This window comes from Streptomyces vilmorinianum (assembly GCF_005517195.1).
Lineage (GTDB): Bacteria > Actinomycetota > Actinomycetes > Streptomycetales > Streptomycetaceae > Streptomyces > Streptomyces vilmorinianum.
In genome coordinates this window covers 1,198,861-1,222,199 of the sequence record NZ_CP040244.1, presented here as the reverse complement: position 1 = coordinate 1,222,199, position 23,339 = coordinate 1,198,861, and the positions used below count along the sequence as shown (strand labels likewise).

At 71.9% G+C, this 23,339-nt stretch carries 20 protein-coding genes, 1 tRNA gene and 2 pseudogenes; 13 read left to right on the top strand and 10 right to left on the bottom strand.

What is annotated here, in order from left to right:
* Positions 1-89: 89 nt before the first annotated feature.
* Complete coding sequence (locus FDM97_RS05825) at positions 90-1,715, bottom strand: beta-N-acetylhexosaminidase (RefSeq protein ID WP_137989183.1); 1,626 nt, start codon at positions 1,713-1,715, stop codon at positions 90-92.
* Positions 1,716-1,902: 187 nt separating this feature from the next.
* Here FDM97_RS05825 and FDM97_RS05820 point away from each other — a divergent pair, with 187 nt between their 5' ends.
* A complete protein-coding gene (locus FDM97_RS05820) occupies positions 1,903-2,178 on the top strand; it encodes a hypothetical protein (protein ID WP_128979109.1) in 276 nt (91 codons plus the stop codon).
* 33 nt (positions 2,179-2,211) lie between these two features.
* Complete coding sequence (glmS, locus tag FDM97_RS05815) at positions 2,212-4,029, top strand: glutamine--fructose-6-phosphate transaminase (isomerizing) (RefSeq protein WP_137989182.1); 1,818 nt, start codon at positions 2,212-2,214, stop codon at positions 4,027-4,029.
* A 335-nt stretch (positions 4,030-4,364) separates the two neighbouring features.
* On the opposite strand, the gene FDM97_RS05810 is transcribed toward glmS, so the two are convergent.
* On the bottom strand, positions 4,365-4,931 hold the full coding sequence (locus tag FDM97_RS05810) for a GPR1/FUN34/YaaH family transporter (RefSeq protein ID WP_137989181.1): 567 nt from the start codon (positions 4,929-4,931) through the stop codon (positions 4,365-4,367).
* A gap of 163 nt (positions 4,932-5,094) precedes the next feature.
* A complete protein-coding gene (locus tag FDM97_RS05805; protein ID WP_137989180.1) occupies positions 5,095-5,616 on the bottom strand; it encodes a universal stress protein in 522 nt (173 codons plus the stop codon).
* Between the two features lie 337 nt (positions 5,617-5,953).
* Here FDM97_RS05805 and FDM97_RS36315 point away from each other — a divergent pair, with 337 nt between their 5' ends.
* From FDM97_RS36315 to FDM97_RS05785, 4 genes and pseudogenes are all read left to right on the top strand, one after another.
* Positions 5,954-6,325, top strand: coding sequence for a hypothetical protein (locus tag FDM97_RS36315; protein ID WP_254705516.1), 372 nt, complete (start codon positions 5,954-5,956; stop codon positions 6,323-6,325).
* 396 nt (positions 6,326-6,721) lie between these two features.
* Positions 6,722-7,890 (top strand): annotated as a pseudogene (locus FDM97_RS05795) (helix-turn-helix domain-containing protein).
* A 167-nt stretch (positions 7,891-8,057) separates the two neighbouring features.
* Positions 8,058-8,660, top strand: a complete 603-nt coding sequence (gene orn / locus FDM97_RS05790) for an oligoribonuclease (protein ID WP_137989179.1) — start codon at positions 8,058-8,060, stop codon at positions 8,658-8,660.
* A 103-nt stretch (positions 8,661-8,763) separates the two neighbouring features.
* Positions 8,764-8,836, top strand: a tRNA-His gene (locus FDM97_RS05785).
* 86 nt (positions 8,837-8,922) lie between these two features.
* On the opposite strand, the gene FDM97_RS05780 is transcribed toward FDM97_RS05785, so the two are convergent.
* Complete coding sequence (locus tag FDM97_RS05780) at positions 8,923-9,312, bottom strand: FxLYD domain-containing protein (RefSeq protein WP_137989178.1); 390 nt, start codon at positions 9,310-9,312, stop codon at positions 8,923-8,925.
* Positions 9,313-9,790: 478 nt separating this feature from the next.
* Here FDM97_RS05780 and FDM97_RS05775 point away from each other — a divergent pair.
* The 5 genes and pseudogenes from FDM97_RS05775 to FDM97_RS05750 all read left to right on the top strand — a co-directional run.
* Positions 9,791-10,123 (top strand): annotated as a pseudogene (locus FDM97_RS05775) (XRE family transcriptional regulator); the annotation flags it as partial.
* An 813-nt stretch (positions 10,124-10,936) separates the two neighbouring features.
* The gene (locus FDM97_RS05765; protein WP_137989176.1) at positions 10,937-12,220 is read left to right on the top strand and encodes an ABC transporter substrate-binding protein; all 1,284 of its coding nucleotides are present in this window, start codon (positions 10,937-10,939) and stop codon (positions 12,218-12,220) included.
* 12 nt (positions 12,221-12,232) lie between these two features.
* Positions 12,233-13,207, top strand: a complete 975-nt coding sequence (locus FDM97_RS05760) for a carbohydrate ABC transporter permease (protein ID WP_137989175.1) — start codon at positions 12,233-12,235, stop codon at positions 13,205-13,207.
* The gene (locus FDM97_RS05755; RefSeq protein WP_432816277.1) at positions 13,138-14,031 is read left to right on the top strand and encodes a carbohydrate ABC transporter permease; all 894 of its coding nucleotides are present in this window, start codon (positions 13,138-13,140) and stop codon (positions 14,029-14,031) included. Before FDM97_RS05760 ends, FDM97_RS05755 begins: the two co-directional genes overlap by 70 nt.
* A gap of 91 nt (positions 14,032-14,122) precedes the next feature.
* On the top strand, positions 14,123-14,878 hold the full coding sequence (locus FDM97_RS05750) for an alpha/beta fold hydrolase (RefSeq protein ID WP_137989173.1): 756 nt from the start codon (positions 14,123-14,125) through the stop codon (positions 14,876-14,878).
* A gap of 84 nt (positions 14,879-14,962) precedes the next feature.
* On the opposite strand, the gene FDM97_RS05745 is transcribed toward FDM97_RS05750, so the two are convergent.
* From FDM97_RS05745 to FDM97_RS05735, 3 genes are all read right to left on the bottom strand, one after another.
* The gene (locus FDM97_RS05745; RefSeq protein WP_137989172.1) at positions 14,963-16,471 is read right to left on the bottom strand and encodes a glycoside hydrolase family 18 protein; all 1,509 of its coding nucleotides are present in this window, start codon (positions 16,469-16,471) and stop codon (positions 14,963-14,965) included.
* 143 nt (positions 16,472-16,614) lie between these two features.
* Positions 16,615-18,060, bottom strand: coding sequence for a HAMP domain-containing sensor histidine kinase (locus FDM97_RS05740; RefSeq protein ID WP_137989171.1), 1,446 nt, complete (start codon positions 18,058-18,060; stop codon positions 16,615-16,617).
* Positions 18,057-18,767, bottom strand: a complete 711-nt coding sequence (locus FDM97_RS05735) for a response regulator transcription factor (RefSeq protein WP_137989170.1) — start codon at positions 18,765-18,767, stop codon at positions 18,057-18,059. Before FDM97_RS05735 ends, FDM97_RS05740 begins: the two co-directional genes overlap by 4 nt.
* A gap of 68 nt (positions 18,768-18,835) precedes the next feature.
* On the opposite strand from FDM97_RS05735, the gene FDM97_RS05730 reads away from it, so the two are divergent.
* Positions 18,836-19,378 carry a hypothetical protein gene (locus tag FDM97_RS05730; protein WP_137989169.1) on the top strand — a complete coding sequence of 181 codons (543 nt, stop codon included), beginning with the start codon at positions 18,836-18,838 and terminating at the stop codon, positions 19,376-19,378.
* A gap of 3 nt (positions 19,379-19,381) precedes the next feature.
* Here the strand turns inward: FDM97_RS05730 and FDM97_RS05725 are convergent, their stop codons facing one another.
* Both FDM97_RS05725 and FDM97_RS05720 read right to left on the bottom strand, forming a co-directional pair.
* Positions 19,382-20,257, bottom strand: a complete 876-nt coding sequence (locus tag FDM97_RS05725; protein ID WP_137989168.1) for a spermidine synthase — start codon at positions 20,255-20,257, stop codon at positions 19,382-19,384.
* A gap of 180 nt (positions 20,258-20,437) precedes the next feature.
* Complete coding sequence (locus FDM97_RS05720; protein WP_137989167.1) at positions 20,438-20,890, bottom strand: hypothetical protein; 453 nt, start codon at positions 20,888-20,890, stop codon at positions 20,438-20,440.
* A gap of 223 nt (positions 20,891-21,113) precedes the next feature.
* Here FDM97_RS05720 and FDM97_RS05715 point away from each other — a divergent pair, with 223 nt between their 5' ends.
* On the top strand, positions 21,114-22,400 hold the full coding sequence (locus FDM97_RS05715) for an ATP-binding protein (RefSeq protein WP_137989166.1): 1,287 nt from the start codon (positions 21,114-21,116) through the stop codon (positions 22,398-22,400).
* 217 nt (positions 22,401-22,617) lie between these two features.
* On the opposite strand, the gene FDM97_RS05710 is transcribed toward FDM97_RS05715, so the two are convergent.
* Positions 22,618-23,211 carry a histidine phosphatase family protein gene (locus FDM97_RS05710; protein ID WP_137989165.1) on the bottom strand — a complete coding sequence of 198 codons (594 nt, stop codon included), beginning with the start codon at positions 23,209-23,211 and terminating at the stop codon, positions 22,618-22,620.
* Positions 23,212-23,339: the final 128 nt, after the last annotated feature.

The window sequence follows — 23,339 nt, the reverse complement described above, 5'->3', positions numbered from 1 at the left end:
GGTTCGCCCGCTAGTCACCTTCACGGACCGGCGCGGGTCCCGGCGGAGTACGGTCCTCCGCCAGGACCCGCGCTTCGTGCTGCCCCGGACTACTCCGAGGCGGGCCAGGGGACCTGCGGCGAGCGGTAGTAGTCGATCCCGAGCGCCTCGAACCGCGGTCCCTGCTCCGCGAGCCGCACCCGGTACGTCTCCCAGTCGTGCGTCGACGCCGGGGACCAGCCGAGCTCCGCGACACCCGGGAGGCGGGGGAAGACCATCTGGTCGATGTGGGCGTCCGTGGAGATGGTCTCCGTCCACAGCGGCGCCTCGACGCCCTTGACCGCCGTCTCCGGCGCGCCCGGCAGATAGGCCGCCGGGTTCCAGTCGTAGGAGCGCTGCACCTCGACGTAGCCGGCCCAGGCCAGGCCCAGCGTGGTGTCCTTGGTGTACTTCATGTCGAGGTAGACCCGGTCGGCGGGCGAGAGGATCAGCCCGGTGCCGTTCCGTGCGGCGGCGGCGACCTGTTCCTTCTCCGCGGGGGCGGTGCGGTCGAGCCCCCAGTACTGCGCGAGCGCGCCCGGCGCGGGGGTGGCGCCGGTCAGCTGGTGCCAGCCGATGACGGTCTTGCCGTACTTCGCGACGACCGGCTGGACCTTCGCCATGAAGGCGACGTAGTCCTCGTGGGTCGTGGAGTGCGCCTCGTCGCCGCCGATGTGGAGGTACCGGCCCGGGGTGAGCGCGGCGATCTCGCGGATCACGTCGTCCACGAAGTCGTACGTGACGGGCTTCGGCACGCACAGCGAGCTGAAGCCGACTTTGGTGCCGGTGTAGAGCGGCGGGGCGATGCCGTCGCAGTTCAGCTCGGCGTACGAGGCGAGGGCGGCGTTGGTGTGTCCGGGCAGGTCGATCTCGGGGACGACCTCCTGGTGGCGGGAGGCCGCGTACCGGACGATCTCCTTGTAGTCCTCCTTGGTGTAGAAGCCGCCGGGTCCGCCGCCGACCTGGGTGGAGCCGCCATAGGTGGCGAGCCGGGGCCAGGAGTCGATCGCGATGCGCCAGCCCTGGTCGTCGGAGAGGTGCAGGTGCAGCGTGTTGACCTTGTAGAGGGCGAGCTGGTCGATGTAGCGCTTGACCTGCTCGACGGTGAAGAAGTGGCGGGAGACGTCGAGCATCGCGCCGCGGTAGGCGTAGCGCGGGGTGTCGGTGATGGTGCCGCCGGCGACCTGCCAGGGCCCGGGCTGCACGGTGTCCTTCTCGACGGCCGCCGGGAGCTGCTGGCGCAGCGTCTGGACGCCACGGAAGAGTCCGGCGGGCCGGTGGGCGGTGAGGGTGATGCCGGTGCGGCCGGACTGCAGCCGGTAGCCCTCGTCCCCGAGCGCCTCGTCCTCGGCGCTGAGGCGGAGCCGGATGCCGCCGCGTGCCTCGTCCGCGTCGACGACGGGCAGCGGGTGGCCGGTGGAGGGGCGGAGGATCCCGGCCAGGTAGTCGCCGACGGCGCGGGACTCGGCGTCGTCCTCGTCGACCCGGATGCGGGTGGCGGCGGTGATCGCGTACGGCTGCCCGCCGGGGGCCACGGAGGCCGGGGCGGGGACGATCTGCCCGAGCGGGCGGAGCGCGGGTCCTGCGGCGGCGGTGTGGGCGGCGGGGGCGGCTCCGACACAGGAGATGCCGGCCGCCGCGATGAGGAACAGAGCGCCGAGCACACGCGGAAGCGTTCTGCGCTGTCTCACAGGCATGGTCCCTTTCGATGGACTTCGCGGCTGTGGATATGCGTATCCGAACAGTCACCATCCGTACCGTGGACCACTTCCGTGGTCAAGGTGTAGACCAATTTCCCCCCTCAGGACGGCGATCATGGAGGCCTCTGCCCGATTTCGGGCAGGATTCTTGCGTAGCACCCCTGGTACCCCTCAGTATTCACGGGTGCTCGAACGCCGCCCGTCGCATGACGACCTCATCGACCACCTGGTGCGCAGCACCGCGCTCCAGCGCGGTGAGGCCGCCCGGGTGATCCTCGACGTGCTGGCGTACTTCGACGAGTCGACCGAGGACTTCGTCCGCCGCCGCCACCGCGAGCTGCAGTCCGGGGGCGCGGTGAACGCCGAGATCTTCGAGCGCATCGCGGCCGAACTGCCGCACCGCGCCGTGGCGCCACCGGAGCTCTCGCTCCGGCAGCTGCGCCGCATCGTCTACGGCTGAGCACACTCACCAACCTGGAGGGGTTACACCTTTATGTGCGGAATCGTCGGTTACATCGGAAAGCGTGACGTGGCCCCGCTGCTGCTGGAAGGCCTGCAGCGGCTGGAGTACCGGGGGTACGACTCCGCCGGCATCGTGATCACCAGCCCGAAGACCGCCGGCCTGAAGATGGTCAAGGCCAAGGGCCGGGTCCGTGACCTGGAGGCCCGTGTCCCCAAGCGCTTCACCGGCACCACCGGCATCGCCCACACCCGCTGGGCCACCCACGGCGCGCCGAGCGACATCAACTCGCACCCGCACATGGACCCCGAGAACAAGGTCGCGGTCGTCCACAACGGCATCGTCGACAACGCGCAGGAGCTGCGCGCCAAGCTGGAGGCCGACGGCGTCGTCTTCGCCTCCGAGACGGACACCGAGGTCATCACCCACCTGATCGCCCGCTCCCAGGCCACCACCCTGGAGGAGAAGGTCCGCGAGGCGCTCAAGGTCATCGAGGGCACCTACGGCATCGCCGTCATGCACGCCGACTTCAACGACCGCATCGTGGTGGCCCGCAACGGCTCCCCGGTCGTCCTCGGCATCGGCGAGAAGGAGATGTTCGTCGCCTCCGACGTCGCCGCCCTGATCGCCCACACCCGCCAGGTCGTCACCCTCGACGACGGCGAGATGGCCACCCTCAAGGCCGACGACTTCCGCACGTACACGACCTCGGGCGCGTCGACGACGGCCACCCCCGAGACCGTGGAGTGGGAGGCCGCCTCCTACGACATGGGCGGCCACGACACGTACATGCACAAGGAGATCTCCGAGCAGCCCGACGCGGTCGACCGCGTGCTGCGCGGCCGGATCGACGACCGCTTCTCCACCGTGCACCTCGGCGGCCTGAACCTGGACGCCCGCGAGGCCCGCAGCATCCGCCGGATCAAGATCCTCGGCTGCGGCACCTCGTACCACGCCGGCCTCATCGGCGCCGGGCTCATCGAGTCCATGGCCCGTATCCCCGCCGACGCCGAGCCGGCCTCGGAGTTCCGCTACCGCAACCCGGTCGTGGACCCCGACACCCTGTACATCGCCGTCTCCCAGTCCGGTGAGACGTACGACGTGCTGGCCGCCGTGCAGGAGCTGAAGCGCAAGGGCGCCCGGGTCATCGGCGTCGTCAACGTCGTCGGCTCGGCGATCGCCCGCGAGGCCGACGGCGGCGTGTACGTGCACGCGGGCCCGGAGGTCTGCGTCGTCTCCACCAAGTGCTTCACCAACACGGTCACCGCCTTCGCGCTGATCGCCCTCCACCTGGGCCGCATCCGCGACCTGTCGGTGACCGACGGCAAGCGGATCATCGAGGGCCTGCGCAAGCTGCCCGCGCAGATCAGCGAGATCCTCGAGACCGAGGACGAGATCAAGAAGATCGCCGCGGAGTACGCGGGCGCCCAGTCGATGATGTTCATCGGCCGCGTGCGGGGCTACCCGGTCGCCCTGGAGGCCTCCCTGAAGCTCAAGGAGATCTCCTACATCCACGCCGAGGCGTACCCGGCCTCCGAGCTGAAGCACGGCCCGCTCGCGCTGATCGAGCCGGCCCTGCCGACGGTCGCGATCGTCCCGGACGACGACCTGCTGGAGAAGAACCGCGCCGCCCTGGAGGAGATCAAGGCCCGCAGCGGCCGCATCCTCGCGGTCGCGCACCAGCCGCAGGCGAAGGCCGACCACACGATCGTCGTCCCGAAGAACGAGGACGAGCTGGACCCGATCCTGATGGGCATCCCGCTCCAGCTCCTCGCCTACCACACGGCGCTCGCCATGGGCCGCGACATCGACAAGCCGCGCAACCTGGCCAAGTCCGTCACGGTCGAGTAGCAGCCTCCGGGCCTGTCCCCCGGAGCTCTCGACCACGGTCGGGAAAGCCCGTCCGCCCGCTTTCCGGACCTGTCCCCGGAGGGCCGGACGCCCGACCGGACACACAGCGGTCCCTGTGCACGCCACCTGTGCACAGGGACCGCTGCTTTCTTTTTGGGGCTCGGTTCTCCTCCGGGCGCTTTGTGCGACTGTCGACGGTCGATCGTGCTCGGTCCCTCGTTCCTCGGGACCTGTGCGCGTTCTCCCTTTCGACAGCCGCGCGCCCTTCGGCTCACTCGCCAGGCCCTCGCGGGCACCCTCTGGGGCTCTCGTGGGCACCCAAGTGGATCGGCCTGTCAGCTCGCCGCCGGGGCTCCCCGGCGGGACGCGCGGCTCAGGGAGGTCGGCCAGTTGGCGACCGCCGCCGTCGCGCCGTACCAGGCCGCGAGGCCGGCGAGCGCGGCGACCCAGCCGCCCGCCTTGGCGAGACCGCCGTTGTCGGCGAGGGCGCCGATGCCGAGGAGCAGCAGCGACACGAACAGCAGCCCGTACACGCCCTGTCCGAACAGACCGCTGCCCGACGCCGCCATGGTCAGCGTGAGCGCGAGCAGCGCCCACAGCAGCAGGAACAGACCGGTCGCCTCGGCCGACGCGCCGTCGCCCACTCCGGTCCCCCAGGTGAACCAGAAGGCGCCGAGCGCCGAATAGGCCGTACCCGTACCGCCGTTGCCCGCGCGCAGGGCGAGCAGACCGACGAGGAAGAGCGCCACCCCTCCGACCCAGGTGGCGAGGGCTGCGGCGTCGGACGCCGCGACGTTGTCGATCACGCCGGTGCTGCCGATGCCGAAGGCCAGCAGGGTCAGTCCGAGCGCGAGGTGGCCGAGAGTGGAAGTGGTGTTTCCCGCGGCGACTTCGTTGTCCACGGCGGGCTCCCTTCAAGTGGGCAGTTGTGCTGCGTGAGCTGCTTGTTCCGGTGCTCTTTAAGTACCCTTCACAAGCGCACAAATCACCTGACGGCGGCAGAAATTATCGCCGCACCAAGGGAGTTGACGGAACGTCCGGGAGAGGAGCGCGATCTGTACGCGCTCAGGGAATGACGATCACGGGACGCTGCGCGCGCTTCGCGAGGCGTCCGGCCACCGAGCCGAAGATCCGGCCGACGATGCCGTGCGTCGAGCCGACCACGATCGCGTCGGCCGAATACTCCCGGCCGACCTCCTCCAGCTCGTGGCAGATGTCGCCGCCGCGCTCGACCAGGATCCAGGGGACCTCGGCGAGGTAGTCGGCGCAGGCGAGCTCCAGGCCCAGCACCTCGGTGCGGTGGTCCGGGACGTCGACGAAGACCGGCGGCTCGCAGCCCGCCCAGACGGTCGTGGGCAGCCGGTTGGCGACATGCACGATGATCAGGCCGGAGCCGGAGCGGCGGGCCATGCCGATGGCATACGCGAGGGCCCGCTCACTGGAGGTCGAGCCGTCGAAGCCGACGACCACTCCGTGCCGGAAGGCGGGATCACAGGAGTGGCGTGGCTGTTCCACCGCGAGGGGGTCGACCGTGGAGTCGGCGACGCGCTTGCGGTCCGCGGGTTCGGGGAATTCGTGACCGGCCATCGGTGTCTCGGCGAAGAAGATCCTGGTGGGGAGGGAACGACAGGGAACGTCGTACGGAACAACGGTTGGCGGCGGAGCTGTGTCCGGGAATCATCTTCCCAAGCCCATACCCCCAAGGGTACGGCGACACTCCTCTCCTGCCCAGAGCCGTCCGTGCCACCGCGCACGGCGTTCGCGCGGCGTTCCAGGGAGCATGCACGAGCCCGTCCCGTTATGGCAATGCCGGTTGTGCCCTACAGGTGTCCGTACGGGGGCCGAACGGGCGCCCCGCGCAGTGACCGGAACGTTCCGCCCCTCGTTCCCACAGGTCCAGTCACCGTCGCAGGGAGCCCCGCCCGTGCCCGCACCATCGGCCACCGCCACGACGCCCACCCCCGCCCCCGTCCCCGCTTCCGCCCCCACCCTCGCGGCGGGGTCCCCGAAGCCGACGGCGGGCGCGGGGAGAGCGGGGAGCGCCGCGGGCGAGTCGGCCGGCGACGTGGTCCGCTGGGCGGCCTTCTGCTGCGTCCTCGTCCCGGTCGTCCTCGTCGTCTACGGCACCTCGCTCGGCGGGGCCGCCGGGACGGCGCTCGGGCTCGCCGCGGTGACGGCGGTCTGCCGGGTGCTGCTGCGCCGCTCGGAACACGGTCTGCGCGCCGAGGCCGCGGGCCGGCGGGGACGGCACGGCCATGGCCACGGCCACGGCGGCCGGAAGCCGCGCCGGCGCTGACGTACCCCCGTAGAGCTGACAGGTTCGTACACCCACACCCGTATGATTTCAGCCAACTTCCACATGCCGGCGAGTCCTTGGCGGAATGCCCCCTCAACCCCGTTGTCACCAGGCGTGAAAGCCCCGCGACAGGCGCGCACACCCTACGGGGACGGGCCATGCACGCACGGGGCACTTCCCTGCGCGGCCCGGGAGTGGAACGCTTCGTGATCGAATGCTTCGCGCCAAGTTGCCTTGTCGACAATGTGCCGGATGGAGAACTTGTCACGCCGGCGCCACGGAACGCAGTAGATTCGATCATGGGTATCGAAGACTGGGGTCTCGTGCAAAACCGAGGGGAAACGTGCAGGAGCGACAGGACCAGGGAGACGCGAACACCGAGGGGGGCTTAGCGTCATGAGCCAGGACTCCGCCGCAACGGAGGTCGCACGGAAGCTTTCCGGGCGCCGCCGTCGCGAAGTCGTCGCGGTGCTGCTGTTCAGTGGCGGCCCCATCTTCGAGAGCTCCATCCCGCTCTCCGTGTTCGGCATCGACCGGCAGGACGCCGGGGTGCCGCGCTACCGATTGCTGGTGTGCGCCGGCGAGGACGGCCCGCTGCGGACCACAGGGGGCCTCGAACTGACCGCGCCGTACGGCCTGGACGCGATCAGCCGGGCGGGCACCGTCGTCGTGCCGGCCTGGCGGTCGATCACCTCGCCGCCACCGCCGGAGGCACTCGAAGCGCTGCGCCGGGCGCACGAGGAGGGCGCGCGCATCGTCGGGCTGTGCACCGGCGCGTTCGTGCTCGCCGCGGCCGGCCTGCTCGACGGACGGCCGGCGACCACACACTGGATGTACGCGCCGACGCTCGCCAAGCGCTATCCGTCGGTCCACGTGGACCCGCGGGAGCTCTTCGTCGACGACGGGGACGTACTGACCTCGGCCGGCACCGCGGCCGGTATCGATCTGTGTCTGCACATCGTGCGGACCGACCACGGCACGGAGGCCGCGGGCGCCCTGGCGCGCCGCCTGGTCGTCCCGCCGCGGCGCACCGGCGGCCAGGAGCGCTACCTCGACAGGTCTTTACCGGAGGAGATCGGCGCCGACCCGCTCGCCGAGGTCGTCGCCTGGGCCCTGGAGCACCTCCACGAGCAGTTCGACGTGGAGACGCTCGCGGCCCGCGCGTACATGTCACGGAGGACGTTCGACCGCAGGTTCCGCTCGCTGACGGGCTCCGCCCCGCTGCAGTGGCTGATCACCCAGCGGGTGCTGCAGGCGCAGCGGCTGCTCGAGACCTCCGACTACTCGGTCGACGAGGTCGCGGGACGCTGCGGCTCCGCTCCCCGGTGGCGCTGCGCGGCCACTTCCGCCGCCAGCTCGGCTCCTCGCCGGCGGCCTACCGGGCGGCCTACCGGGCCCGGCGCCCGCAGGCCGAGACGACGACGGCGGTGCTCGACCCGGTGGTGCCCCCGCAGGTCTCGCCGGTCACCCGGCGCCCCGGCGGACCGCTGGAGCCGGGCAAGCCGCAGTCCGACCTGTACGCCACCGGCCGCCCGGCCCTGCCGGGCCAGCGCAGCGCCCCCTGAGGGGCACGCAGGACCGCGCGCCACAAGCCGCGCACCGTGAAACCGACGGGCGCCCGGGAGACACCTCCCCCGGGCGCCCGTCGCCGTCCCGCCCCGTCGGGTCCCGTCGAGCCCCGTCGGGCCCCGAGCCAGGTCCGATCCGGGAAGCAAGGCCTAAGGTAGGGCGCATGAACGATCGCATGGTGTGGATCGACTGCGAGATGACCGGGCTCTCGCTGACGGACGACGCACTCATCGAGGTGGCCGCACTGGTCACCGACTCGGAACTGAACGTGCTCGGCGACGGGGTGGACATCGTGATCCGCCCGCCGGACGCGGCCCTGGAGACCATGCCGGAGATCGTGCGCCAGATGCACACGGCCTCGGGCCTCCTCGACGCGCTGCCCGGCGGCACGACCCTCGCCGACGCCGAAGCCCAGGTACTCGCGTATGTACGCGAACATGTCAAGGAGCCCCGCAAGGCCCCGCTGTGCGGAAACTCGGTCTCCACCGACCGCGGATTCCTCGCCCGTGACATGCCGGCTCTGGAGAACCACCTCCACTACCGGATCGTCGATGTCTCCTCGGTCAAGGAGCTGGCCCGCCGCTGGTACCCGAGGGCGTACTTCAACAGTCCGGAGAAGAGCGGCAACCACCGTGCGCTCGCCGACATCCGCGAATCCATCGCCGAGCTGCGCTACTACCGCGAGGCGATCTTCGTCCCGCAGCCCGGCCCCGACTCGGACACGGCGAAGCAGATCGCCGCGCGCCACGTCCTGCCCGCGGAATGACCCCCGGCTCGCGCCCGGCGTAATGCGGGCGCGAGCACCCGCTCGGACCCTGTAGACTTCTTCTCGGCCGGTCGGGGAAACCTTCGGGAAACCGCCGGTCATGGTGGGTATAGCTCAGCTGGTAGAGCACCTGGTTGTGGTCCAGGATGTCGCGGGTTCGAGTCCCGTTACTCACCCTGAGGACGAAGGGCTGACCTGTGAAAACAGGTCAGCCCTTCGTCGTGCTCCGAGCCTGGCAACATCACGGGAACGCGGCTCTCATTCAGGACGCGTAACGGGTGACGTCCGTGATCCGGCATGTGATCCTGGCCGTGATCTGGTCCAGCCCCTGTGCCGTCACCTTCGACTGCTGCCCGGGCGCCACCCCGTTCGACGCTGCAACCGCTTCACTCAGCCGCTTGTTGGACGCGTCGACGAACTCAACGTTCACGATGTAGTTGCTGGCCTTGCTCGACCGGTTGGTGATCAGCAACTCCGCACTGGGCCACTTCGTGACGGGATCCACCTCGCATGCCGTGATCTTCACGTCTCCCCTGGCGCCGCTCTCCTCCTGCGGAAGCCCCGGGGCCGAGGTCTCCCGCGCGGTGGGCTGCGACGGGCTTGCGGGAGTCTCCCGCTCCGGCTCGTCGTCCCCGCCTCCGACAGTGAGCATGACAGCAACGATCACGACGACAAGCAGAGCGATCACGCCCAGGCACGACAAGCCGATGATCTTTCCCCTGTTGCTCTTACGGGGCGGGGCCCCACCTCCCGTGCTGGGCGGCTGGCCCCAACCGGGAGCAGGTTCTCGATTCGACATGGTTTCAGCGTCGGTCCAGACGGTGCCGAACGCACCCGGACCGGGCCGGACGAGCGGGACGACTCCGAATCTCATGCGCGTCGGCAGTGGTGAGGGCTCGCGTGTGCGGCTGTTCGACGGCGGCGCTCGTTCTCGATCTACCAGCTCCGCTCGGTGATGCGGGCCCCGTTCACCTTCAGGCGGACGGGCGATTTCGCACATCCAGGCTCACATGAGAGAGGCCCGCCCCTACGCTGGCAGGTGTCGAGTCTGTTCAGAGGAGGGGCAAGGCCTTGTCATCTGACGCTACCCCGGACCCGTACGCCAATCCGGTGGCGTTCGGTCAGAGAACGCAGACATGGGCGCCCACGCGGTGACGGTGGCCGTCGAGCTCCATGCCGGGCCAGAATCCGTACGACAGGCCGCCCGCGCCGACGCCGCCACGATCCCCTCCCGCCCGCGCCGAGCCCGGCACCGTATCGAGGAGGCCCGGAGCTATCAGCTCGACGGACAGCCGGACGTGGCGATCGCGACGCTGTCGCAGGCCTATGAGGCCGCGCCGGAGACGATCCAGTACAACGGCTACGCCCGCTCCATCATCCTGGAAGAGACCGAGTCCAAGGTTGCCTCGCGCCGCCGTCGTGCCTCTGAACTGGCCGTGAAGGTAGGCCTGCTGGCAGCCTGACGAAGGGGGACACGATTTGTGTCCTCTCCCTGCACGCACCGCCCTACCGTCGTGGATACCGCAGGTCACGACGATGGTAGCGAGCGGCCATGCTCAAGCAGACCCGGCACGACAGAACAGCCGACGCAAGAGCCTCAGTGGACATCGGCGCACTCATCATTCAGGCAGCCGATGCAGTCGAAGAGCACGTCGAGCAAGCCGCCGAGGCGGACATCATCCGCACCCTCGGGTTGCGGCACCACCCGGGCTCGGTCGCCCTCGCGCAGCTTACTGACCGCCTCCTGACGTACTGCGTCACTCTCGCGGTAGGCGTGAACGAGATCCCGGCCGCCCTACGACGGCCGCGCGGCAGCAGTCCTGGAGACCTGGGCGAAGCTCCAGGCAGACGGCCCCGTCGACGGGCCGCTCGGCCCGTGGTCGTACGCCAAGCACCTGGCGCTCGCCGCCCGCGACATGCTCCACACCAAGGTGGCCTTCGCGGTGAGGGACGCGCCCCCGTCCGTACTCCCGTGGAACGTGCCGTCCTTGAAGCCGTGGAAGCGCTTCGGGTCCACGCGGTCCGACTCGACGACCGCGCCCGCCCTTGTGGGCCAGCAGGCCGGCGGCCAGGGCGAGCCCCGCAAGGAGCGGTCGTCCTCTGCGCATGGAGTTCTCCTGCGGGAATGGTTATGGGAGCACTCCCACTCTTCAATCCTTGTCGGAGGACGGTCAAGATGCGTGCTCAGTCGAAGACATTCGGCTGAGCGGGTGGGCTCGCCCTGCCCCCGGCGCGGGCGCCGCCCCCGCGCCGCGGGGCGCCCTACGCTCCGTGGCGTGCGTACCCCCGTCGCGCTCGCCCTCGCCCTCGCCCTGACGGCCGGGCTCTCGGCCGGCTGCGCCGAGGACGACGGCCGGGACGCGGCCGGGCGGACCGTGCTCACCGTCGGCGTCTTCGGGGCCTTCGGCCTGAAGGAGGCCGGTCTCTACGACACGTACATGAGGCTCCACCCGGACGTCGTCATCCGGCAGACCTCCATCGAGCGCAACGAGAACTACTACCCGCAGCTGCTCACCCACCTCGTCTCCGACTCCGGCCTCGCCGACGTGCAGGCCGTCGAGGTCAACAACATCGCCGAGATCACCGCCACCCAGGCCGACCGGCTGGAAGACCTCGGCAGGACGCCCGGCGTCGACAAGAGCGCCTTCCTGTCGTGGAAATGGGCCCAGGGCACCAGCGGGGACGGCAGGACGGTGGGTCTCGGCACGGACATCGGCCCGCAGGGCATCTGCTACCGCAAGGACCTCTTCGCCCGCGCCGGTCTGCCCACCGACCGCGCGGCCGTCGGACGGCTCTGGGCCGGGGACTGGGACAAGTACCTGGAGACGGGGCGGCGGTTCAAGGCGAAGGCGCCCGCGGGCACGGCGTTCGTGGACTCCGCCTCCGGCGTGATGGCCGCGGTCACCGGCAGCAGCCCCCGCCGTTTCTACGACGACAGGGGCGAGGTCGTCTACAAGGAGAGTCCCGCCGTGAAGCACGCCTGGGACCTCGCGGCCGCCTTCGCCGCCGAGGGCCTGACCGGCCGGCTCCAGCAGTTCACCCCCGCCTGGGACCAGGCGTACGCCAACGGCACCTTCGCCACCGTCTCCTGCCCGGCCTGGATGCTCGGCTACATCCAGGACAAGGCGGGCCCGGCCGGCCGGGGCCGGTGGGACGTCGCCGCGGCGCCCCGGCCGAGCAACTGGGGCGGCTCCTTCCTCGTCGTACCGAAGGCCGGGCGGCACCCGGCCGAGGCGGCCCGGCTGGTGGCCTGGCTGACCGCGCCCGCGCAGCAGGCGACGCTCTTCGAGAAGCGGGGCAGCTTCCCCAGCACCCAGGCCGCGTACGCGCTGCCGGCCGTCTCCGGCGCCCGGCACCCGTACTTCGGGGACGCCCCCGTCGGCGCGATCTTCGCCGAGGCGGCGCGCGGTGTCCCGGTGACGGTCACCGGACCCAAGGACGCGGTCATCGCCCAGAACCTCGCCGACATCGGGATGCTCCAGGTCGACCAGAAGGGGAGGTCCTCCCGGGCCGGCTGGGAGGCCGCGGTGAAGACGATCGACAACGCCCTGGACCGGTGACAGGTGAGCCCCATGGCCGAGGCCGAGGCCGATGTCGCCGTACCGCCGCGGGATCAGCCCGCGCCCTCCGCCCGTACGAAGGAGGCGGCGCGCCGCGCCCGCCGGCACCGCCGGAGCGTGCGCCTCGGGCCGTACGCCTTCGTCGCCCCCTTCTTCCTCCTCTTCGCCGCCTTCGGGCTCTTTCCGCTCCTCTACACGGGCTGGGCCTCGCTGCACCGGGTGGAGCTGACCGCGCCGGGCGAGATGGAGTGGGTGGGGACGCGGAACTTCACCCGGCTCCTGGACGACGCGTTCTTCTGGAACGCGCTGGGGAACACGATCACGATCGGGGTCCTGTCGACCGTTCCGCAGCTGGTGATGGCGCTCGGCATCGCGCATCTGCTCAACTCGCGGCTGCGGGGCCGGATCTTCTTCCGGGTCGCGGCCCTCACCCCGTACGCCACGTCGGTGGCCGCGGCGACGCTGGTCTTCGTGCTGCTCTTCGGGCGAGAGCACGGGCTTGTCAACTGGGTGCTCGGCACGGCCGGGTTCGGGCCGGTGGACTGGCAGAACGGCACCTGGTCCTCGCGGTTGGCGGTCTCGTCGATCGTGATCTGGCGCTGGACCGGCTACAACGCGCTGATCTACCTGGCGGCGATGCAGGCGATCCCGGACGAGCTGTACGAGTCGGCGGCGCTGGACGGGGCCTCGCGGTGGCGGCAGTTCGTGCACGTCACCCTGCCGGGGCTGCGGCCGACGATCCTGTTCACCGTCGTCGTGTCGACGATCGGCGCGACGCAGCTCTTCGGCGAGCCGCTGCTGTTCAACGGCGGGGCGGGGGCCACGGGCGGCGCGGACCACCAGTACCAGACGCTCGGGCTCTATCTGTACGAGCAGGGCTGGGTGAACCACCATCTCGGGCGGGCCTCGGCGATCGCCTGGGCGATGTTCCTGCTCCTGCTGCTGATCGGCGCGGTGGCGTGGCTGCTGCGCCGGAGGGAGACCTGATGCGGGCGCCACGGGCGGGCCTGATCACGTACGCCGTTCTCGCGGTCGTCACGGTGGGGTCCCTGTTTCCCCTGGTGTGGACGGCGATCGCGGCCTCGCGGGACACCACGCGGCTCGCGCAGACCCCGCCGCCGTTCTGGTTCGGCGGGAACCTCCCCCGGAATCTTCGGATCGCCTGGACCGACGCCAACCTGGGCGAGGCGCTGCTCAACACGACGGTCGTCGCGGGGTCGGTGGCGGCGGGCACGGTGCTGTTCTCGACGCTGGCCGGCTTCGCCTTCGCCAAGCTGCGGTTCCGGTTCGGGAACGCGCTGCTGATGGTGGTGATCGGCACGATGATGGTGCCGCCGCAGCTGTCCGTCGTGCCGCTGTTCATGCTGATCGCCGAGGTGTCGTGGACCGACCGGCTGCAGTCGGTGATCCTGCCCGCGCTGGCCTCCGCGTTCGGCGTCTTCTTCATGCGCCAGCATCTGAGCCGGGCCCTGCCCTCGGAGCTGATCGAGGCGGCCCGGGTGGACGGGGCGAGCTGGCCTCGGGTCGTCTGGCACGTGGTCTTCCCCGCGGCCCGCCCGGCGATGGCGGTCCTGGGGATGCTGACGTTCGTGATGGCGTGGAACGACTTCTTCTGGCCGGTCATCGCGCTGACGCAGAACGGCAGCCCGACGGTGCAGGTGGCGCTGGCCGGCCTGGGGCGGGGGTACATCCCCGACCAGTCGGTGATCATGGCGGGCGCGCTGCTCGGGACGCTGCCGCTGCTGCTCGTGTTCGTGGTCTTCGGGCGGCAGATCGTCGGCGGGATCATGCGGGGTGCGGTGAAGGGCTGACGTCCGCCAGTTCTGTAATGGGCGTTACTGAATCTGCTACGGTGACTCCACTGATTCCGTAACGCTCATTACAGATTTGGGGGGCTCTTCGATGGCCACTTCGCACGCCCTGCTCCTGGCCCACGGCTCCGGCGGGGGCATCGAGTCCAACTACGGCCCGATCAGGGAGGCGCTGGCCTCCGGCGGGCGGCGGCGGGTCGTCGGCTTCGACCTGCCGGGAACGGGCGGGGCGCCGCGCGCCACGCGGCCGCTCGAACTGGACGCGCTGGCCGACGGGCTGGTGGCGGCGGCCGACGCCGCGGGCGTGGAGCGCTTCGCCGTCTGCGGGTACTCCCTGGGGACGACGGTCGCGATCCGCACCGCCATCCGCCATCCGGAGCGGGTGACCTCCCTCGTCCTGACCGCCCCGTTCGCCTACGCGGACCACGCGCTGCGCCAGGCGTCCCTGCTCTGGCGGGACCTCGCGGCCGGCGGGCAGCGTGAACTGGTGGCCCGCCTCCTCGTGCCGCTGGTCTTCAGCCCGGCCATGCTCGACCCCATGACACCGGAGGTCGTGGAGGGCGTCGTCCGGCTCACCGGCGAATCGATCCCGCCCGGCACCCCGGAACACGCGGACCTGGTGGCGCGGGCGGACATCCGCGAGGACCTGGCCGCGGTGACCGTGCCGACCCTGGTGATATCGACGACCGAGGACCGCCTGGTGGCACCCGCGCTGCACCAGGCCGTCGCGGCCGGCATCCCCGGCGCGCGCCTCACCGAACTGGCCACCGGGCACGCGCCGTTCGCCGAGAACCCGGCGGTGTGGGGGAAGCTGATCGACACGTTCCTGAGCGAACAGGAAGGCTGACGGCAGGGCAGCGCGCCCCGGCCGGGGGTGGGGGGCCGGCCGGGGCGCGCGCTGTGGGGGGACCAGGGTGGACTACGGGTGGGGCTACTTGTAGGCGGAGAACGCCTTGGTGAAGGCCAGCGGCTGCTGGAGGATCGAGGAGCAGGTGGCGTCCGCGTAGTTCACCGCGCCTGCCGCGCACTGCTTGTCGCGGGTCGAGGACCACATCGACAGCCAGCCGATGCCCTTGGACTTCGCGAAGTCGACCAGCTGGGTGGCGTCCTCGACCTTGAAGATCTCGCTCGTCACGTCGTTGACCCCGATCATCGGCGTGACCGCAACGGCCTTCCAGGCGGCCGCGTCGGACAGCCCGAGCACGCCCTTGATCTGGGCCTGGGTGGCGGTCGCCGCCTGGATCGCGTACGTACCCATGTCACCGCTGTAGGCCGGTCCGTAGTCCATCGCCATGATGTTGACCGCGTCGACGCGGACACCGTTCTTCTTCGCGTCGGCGAGCAGGTCCACGCCCGGCTGGGTCAGGCCCTCGGGCATGACCGGCAGGGTGAAGGAGACGTTCAGGCCCGGGTGGGACTTCTGGAGCTGGGCGATGGCCTGCGAGCGGCGGGTGTTGGCGGCGGTGTCCGGCAGCGCCGCGCCCTCGATGTCGAAGTCGACCTTGGTGAGCTTGTACTGGTCGATGACCTTGCCGTACGCGGCGGCGAGGTCGGCGGAGGACGAGCAGTTCAGGGCGAGTTCGTGGCCGGCCGCGCCGCCGAAGGAGACCCGTACGTCACCGCCCTTGGCCCGCAGGGCGCCGATCTGGGACGCCACCTTGTCGCTCGCGAGGTCGGTGACGCCGCCCCACAGCGGGGCGCAGGAGCCGCCGGAGGTGATGAAGGCGAGGTTGAACTCCTTCACGCCGGTGGCGTCGGCGGTCGCGAGCATGTCGTACGACGGGTAGAGCGACGTGTCGATGTACGGCGCGTACTTCGCGGCGGCGCCCGGGGTGCCGGTGGCGGTCGCGGTGGGCGCGGGGGTGGGCGAGACGGTCGCGGTGGCGGTCGGCGTCGGCGCCGCGGTGGTGGTCGCGGTCGCGGTCGCGGTCGGTGCCGCCGTCGGTGACGCGGTCTGCGTGGGCTGCTCGGTGGGCCGGCCGCTCGGCGTCGGGGTCGCGCCCCCGACGGAGCAGGTGGCCTGGTTGATGAGGCAGTTGGCGGGGTCGCCCGCCTCCCCGGCCGCCGAGGTCACGAAGCCGACCGTGACGGACTGGCCGGGGGCGAGCTCCTTGTTCCAGCTCGCGGGCTTCACGGTGACGTGCCGCCCGGAGACGGTGTGCTCGCCGTTCCACAGGGAGCCGATGGTCGTCCCGGCGGGCAGGTCGAACTCCAGCGTCCAGCCCCCCGACTGGACGCTGGAAGTCTCGTTGGTGATGACGTACTGGCCGGTGTAGCCACCGTTCCAGGAGCTGGTCCTGGTGTACGCGGCGCCGACGGAAGCCGCCTGGGCGGTGCCGGTGAGCGCGAAGACCGCGCCGCCGATCACCGCCGCCGCGACGACCGCGCCGACGACCTTGGTCCTGCCGCTCGCCCTGCGCCGGTGCGAACTGGTGCCCATCGCGTGCCTGCCTCTGCGTGCCGGGGGTGAAGGTGGGGTGCGGCAGCACGCTAGCGAGCGGGAAACGGACAAATGCGTACGGGAGGGCCTGGGTTGAGGATCCTTAGGCTCCGCTTAAGGAAGCCATCGGAACCACGAAAGGTTCAGGCGTCCCCGAGCCTGCGGGAGCCTGCCCCGCCCCGCTTGCGGCGCCCCAGCCGGTGGCCGCCCCGGCCCTCCGTACCGCGTCCGCGCCGGCCGTCGAGCCCGATCCAGATACGGACCTCGGTGCCGCCGAGCACGGAGTGCCCGATGCGGACGTCGCCGCCGGTGGACTCGGCCATCTGGCGCACGATGTCGAGGCCGAGGCCGGTGGAGCCGGCGCGCTGACCGCTGTTGCCCCGGGCCAGCGCGGCGCCCGGGTCGGCGATGCCGGGGCCGGCGTCGGAGACCAGGACGATGACGGCGTCGTCGCCGTTGTGGACGTCGACCGAGAACGCCGTGCCCTCGGGGGTGTGGCGGAAGACGTTGCCGAGCAGGGCGTCCAGCGCGGCGACGAGTTCGGGCCGGGCGACCGGGATACGGACGGGGCGTTCGATGCCCGCGACGCGTACCTTGCGGCCCTCGTCCTCGGCGAGCGCGGACCAGAAGTCCATCCGCTCCCGGACGACCTCGGAGGCGTCGCAGCCCGCGCCCGGCCCGGGGCCTTGCGTCTGCGGCTTGGCCTCCCTGGCCGTGCGGATGATGGTGTCGACCTCGCGCTCCAGCTGCTCGACCGCGGCCCGGGTCTGCTCGGCGGCCGGACCCGAGCCGAGCGAGGCCGCGTTGAGCCGGAGCACGGTCAGCGGGGTGCGCAGCCGGTGGGAGAGGTCGGCCGCCAGCTCGCGCTCGTTGGCGAGCAGCTGGACGACCTGGTCGGCCATCGAGTTGAAGGCGATCGCGGCCGACTTGAGCTCCGGCGGCCCCTCCTCGGGGACGCGCGCGCCGAGCTTGCCCTCGCCCAGGTCGTGGGCGGCGCCCGCGAGCCGCTGCGCGGGCTGGACCATCCGGACGCCGAGCCGGTCGGCGACGGCGACGGAGCCGACGATCAGGGCGACGCCGACGCCGGCCAGGACCAGCCACGCGGTGGCGACCCCGTTGGTGACCTCGCCCTCGGGGACGAAGAGTTCGACGACGGCCACCTGTCCGGAGCTGAGCGCCGTCGGCTGGAGCAGCACGGAACCGCCGTCGACCTCGGCGATGGTGGCCCGCCCCAACTCCCGGGTGGTCCGCAGATCCTCCGCACCGGCCCGGCGGGTGCCGATCTCAAGCCCCTTCCCGCCCGGTTCACCGGCCGGTTCACCGGCCGAGGCGGCGGCCGAGGTGGCGGCCGGGACATGGACGGCCAGCCGCCCGGCGGCCCCGTCCTCGGTGGTGGCCACCGCCCGGTCGAGCTCGTCGCGGTCGGTGGTGATCGCGAGGACGGGCGCGAGCGCGGCCGCGCGCCGCTCGGCGTTGGAGAAGGCCCGGTCGCGCGCCATCTCCTTGACGACGAGGCCGAGCGGTACGGCGAAGGCGACGACGACCATGGCGGTGACGGCCAGCGACACCTTGACGAGAGCCCATCTCACGGCTGTGTCTCCTGGGGCTCCCGCGGCGGTTCGAGCTTCACGCCCACCCCGCGCAGGGTGTGCAGATAGCGGGGACGGGCGGCCGTCTCGCCCAGTTTCCGCCGCAGCCACGACAGATGGACGTCGATGGTCTGATCGTCCCCGTAGGACTGCTGCCACACCTCGGCGAGCAGTTCCTTGCGCGCGACGACCACACCCGGCCGGCCGGCGAGGAAGGCCAGCAGGTCGAACTCCCGGCGGGTCAGGTCGAGCCGGTCCCCGTCGAGCTCCGCCTGACGCCGCAGCGGGTCGATCGACAGACCGCCGACCTGGATCACCCGCGAGGGCGGGGCCTCCCCCGCCGCGGCCCGCGAGCGCCGCAGCACGGCGGCCATCCGCGCCGACAGGTGCTCCACCGAGAAGGGCTTGGTGAGGTAGTCGTCGGCGCCGTCGTTGAGGAGCCGTACGATCTCCGCCTCGTCGTCCCGCGCGGTCGCGATGATGACCGGTACGTCGGTGATGCCGCGCAGCATCTTCAGCGCCTCGGACCCGTCCAGATCGGGCAGTCCGAGGTCCAGGATGACCACGTCGAAACGGAAATGGGCGACCTCGCGCAGCGCCTCCAGGGCCGTGCCGACGCTCCGTACGGTGTGGGAGGCCTCGGTCAGATGCCGGATGAGGGCGGAGCGCACGAACTGGTCGTCCTCGACCACGAGCACACTTGCCATGGCCCGCACCGTACGCCATACGGGCGAAGCCGGACCCTGGGGGACGCCTGCGCGCGGGGTGGTGCAGTATGGCCCGGATGCGTAGAGGACTCGTACACGCCATGGCGTGGTCGCTCGCCACCGGCGCGGCGGTCACGCTCTCGTGGTGGGGTGTGCACACGGTGCTGGCCGGTACGGTCTACGACCCGCCGCGCGCGCTGCCGATCCCGGCGGGCACCACCGACGGGCCGGCCGGCGAGATCGGCGACGCCATCGCCTCCTCCACCCAGCCGCCGAAGACCCCGTCCGCGACACCGACACCCACGCCCGGCCGGACGACCGACGCCCCCTCGGTGTCCCCGTCCACGGCCCCGTCGCCCAGGCCCACCCCCACGAAGCAGCCGGACAGCGGCAGCGTGAAGAGTTACGCGGTCGACGGCGGCCGGGTCGTCTTCGACCTCGGCGAGACCTCGGCGGAGCTGGTCTCGGCGACGCCGTCATCGGGCTGGCAGATGCAGGTCTGGAAGCAGCCGACCTGGATCCGGGTCACGTTCACCAAGGACGGGCGCGAGGTGTCGGTCTTCTGCGTCTGGCACGACACGGCGCCGCGGGTGGAGATCGAGGACCGCTAGGGCTCAGCGGAAGACCGAGGCCGGCGGTACGGGCGAGGGCTTGGCGCTCGCGTCGGTGACCGGGGCCGCGCCGCCCGTGAAGTCGGCGAGCGCCCTGCCGTGCTCGACCCGCCCCGGGTGCGGGTCGGTCGCCACCCGGCGGGTGAGTTCCGCGACGGGCAGTTCCCGGTCGGAGGCGAGCAGCACGGCGTTGCCGAAGCGGCGGCCGCGCAGCACGGTCGGGTCGGCGGCCAGCGCCAGCTCGGGGAAGACGGTGGCGGCGGTGGCGATCTGTCCGCGCAGATGGGTCAGCGGCGGCCCGTCGGCCAGGTTCGCGGCGTAGAAGCCGCCGGGCTTCAGGACCCGGCGGACCTCGCCGAGGAACTCGGTACTGGTCAGGTGCGCGGGCGTGCGCGCCCCGCTGAACACATCGGCGATGACGAGGTCCGCCCAGCCGTCCTGCACCTTGGAGAGCCCGGCCCGGGCGTCGGTGGACCGGACGCGGATGCGGGCGGCGGCGTCGAGGGGCAGCTCGCGTCGGACGAGCTGGACCAGCGGCCCGTCGAGCTCCACGATCTGCTGGGTGGAGCGGGGCCGGGTGGCGGCGATGTAGCGGGCGAGCGTGAACGCTCCGCCGCCGAGATGGACGACCTGGAGGGGCCGGTTCGGCGGGGCGACGAGGTCGGCGATGTGGCCGAGGCGGCGCTGGTACTCGAAGGAGAGATGGGCCGGGTCGTCGAGATCGACGTGCGACTGCGGGGCGCCGTCGATCAGCAGCGTCCAGCCGCGGGGCCGCTCCCGGTCGGGTATGAGCTCCGCGAGCCCGCCGTCGACGGTCTCGACGACGGCGACGGCGACGGCCGCCCTTTCACGCTGTCTGTTCCTGGCCACGAGCCCCATTATCGGTACTCGCGCCCCTGCCCCGCCCGACGAGCCTGCCGGGCCCTCGGAGCACGGCGGCAGAAGCACGGGCACAGCCGACAGAGCCACGCCCAGGGCGGAGGCCGTGCACCGATCGGAAGACCGGGCACGCGGGCCGAACGGAGCGCCCGGCCGCGGGCCGGAGCCCGCCCGGCAGGGCTAGTGGCAGCCGTCGGCCGCTTCGATCAGGCGGGCCGCCTGGCCCAGGGCCTCGCGCAGGACGGTCGGGTCGGTGACCTCGCCGGTGTCCCCGGGCGGCAGGAGCCAGCCCGCCGGGCGGGGCGCGTCGCCGGCCGGCTCGGGGAGCTCCGGCAGCTCGGGGATCCGCAGGCCCCGGCCCGAGGTCTGCGTACAGGCGCTGCCCGGCATGTCCCAGCGCTCCGCCGTACCGGGCGGGACGAGGAAGCCGAGGGTGTCGCAGGCCCCGTCGTGCAGGACGGGGCCGACCAGCGGGGCCCCGCCGCGGCGAAGGATGTCCACGGCCTCCAGGCCTTGGCGGACGGGCACGGTCACCAGGTCACAGGGTTCGCCGTGCGGCGCGCCGGTGTGCGGGGCGCTGGCGTCCGGGGTGGGTGCATGCCGTGCGGTCGACTGCGATCCGATCTCCAACAAGGGGACCCCTCCTCGCTCCTGAGAAGACACGTTCCGTCTCTCCGCATGGTTCAACGCCCGTACGCGTCAACAGCTACGGCGGCACGCCGCCGCAAAGGATGGCAGTTCATGGCAGATCGCGCGTGAGATATCCGTTTTGTAGCCAAACCCCGCGTGAGTGGCCGGTCACAGCAGGTACGTTCTTGCCGCCGGAACACCGGCAGCACCAGGAGAGGGCTCGGCCATGGCGATGTCACGGGCAGTTCCCAATCTCGCCTTCCGCCGGCTCCGCGGACAGCACTCGCCGGCGGAGTTCGCCGCGGCGGTCCGCCGGGCGGCGCGGGAGATCGGCGAGCAGGTCGCCTGCGACGCCCGCTACATCGGACGCGTGGAGGCGGGGGAGATCCGCTGCCCCAACTACGCGTACGAGCGGGTGTTCCTGCACATGTTCCCCGGTCTCAGCCTGGCGGACCTGGGCTTCTCTGCGCGGGAGGCGGTACGCGGCCGGCGGCCGTCCGCCTCGTCCGGGGCACCGCCCCCACCCGCGGTCACGACCCGGAACGATGAGGAGAGCGACGTGCTGCGTCGCGCATTCATGACGAGCGGCACCGCCACCCTGGCGGCCGCCTCGCTGGGACTCGGCGGCACGGCCGTCGCGATCCCGGCCCCTCGCGGTACCCACAGGATCGGCGAGGCCGAGGTACGGGCCGTCGAGGAAGCCGTACGCCAGATCCGGCTGCTCGACGACCGGCACGGCGCCGAGGGGCTCTACAAGGCGGCCGCTCAGCCGCTGCGGGCGGCGTTCGCCCTGCTCGACGCGGGCACCACGTCCCGCCGCTCCACCGAGGACCGGCTGCACGCGGGCGCCGGAGAGCTCGCGATCTCCGTCGGCTGGCTTGCCCATGACTCCGGCCGCTTCGACGACGCCCGCTCGCACTACGCGGAGGCCCTCGCCACCGCGCGCGTGGCGGGCGATCCGGCCCTTGAGGCGCATGCTTTCTGCAACACGTCGTTCCTGGCCAGGGACGCGGGCCGGTACCGGGAGGCGGTCCGGGCGGCGCAGGCCGGTCTGCGGGCGGCGCAGCCGCTCTCCTCCGCCCGGCTGCTCTCCCTGCTCTCGCTGCGGGAGGCCGGGGCGTGGGCCGGTCTTGGCGACCGGACCGCGTGCGAGCAGGCGCTCGGGCGCGCGCACACGCACTTCGCCCGGGGGCAGGCCGACGGGGACCCGGAGTGGATGACCTTCTTCGGGGAGCCGGAGCTGGAGGCCCTGGAGGCCCAGTGCTGGTCGCTGCTGGGCGACCGGAGCCGCGCGGCCCGTCACGCCCAGCGCGCGACCGCTCTGCAGAACCCTCACTTCGCCCGCAACCTCGCCCTCTACCGGGCGCAGCTGGCGAGCGACCTGGCGCACGCGGGCCGCCGGGACGAGGCGGCGGCGGAGGCACGCCGGGTGCTGGACTCCCTGGGCGACGTCCAGTCGAACCGCGTCCGCCGCAGCCTGGCCCAAACCCGCGCGGTCCTGGCGGGCCGGTAGCCCACCCTCTGGTTGTGGGCGATCGTCCCGCTGGGCGGACGGGTGGGCACGACCCCACGGCCTCGGTGCCGTTGCCGGGCCCTCGCGCACAAGGCTTGTGCCAGGGCGCCGACCCCGTGGGCTGTGCCCACCCGTTCCGCCGTGCGGAACGCCTGCCCACAACGTGGTGGGTCGCGGGTGGGATCCGCCCAGCGGGACGGCGCCCGCCGAGGCCGCCCTACTCCAAGTGGCCCGTGTCGTTCCAGCGTTCCAGTGCCGGCTCGCCGTATGCCCAGCCCAGGACCGAGAGGCTCGTCGGGTCGAGGCGGAGGCGCGAGCCGTAGGAGACGTCCTCGCCCAGCCAGCGCGCCGCGATCGAGCGCAGGATGTGGCCGTGCGCGAAGACCAGCACGTCCCGGTCCGCCGACCGCGCCCACGCGACGACCTCGTCCGCGCGGGCCGTGACCTGCGCCAGGGTCTCGCCCTCCGGCACCGCGTCGCGCCACAGCAGCCAGCCCGGCCGCAGCTCCTGGATCTGGGCCGGGGTGAGCCCTTCGTACGCCCCGTAGTCCCACTCCATCAGCGCGTCCCACTCCCGCGCCCGCTCGCCGAAGCCCGCGATCTCGCAGGTCTCACGCGCGCGTACCAGCGGGCTGGTACGGATCTCCAGGTCCGGCAGACCGTTCCACCGGCCCCGCCGCAGCCGCTCGCCGAGCAGCTTCGCGCCGCGCCGGCCCTCGTCGAGCAGGGGGATGTCCGTCCTGCCGGTGTGACGGCCGAGCAGGGACCATTCGGTCTGGCCGTGCCGGGCGAGCAGGATGCGCGGCGTCACGAAGGCTCTCCAGGGGTGCGGGTCGATCACGTGTCGGGGTGCACTCCCATCATCACCCACCTGAATTCGCGGCAACGCGCGGGCAACCTCCCGCCCTGCTCCGGCGTCCCCTCCAAGGTCACGACCCA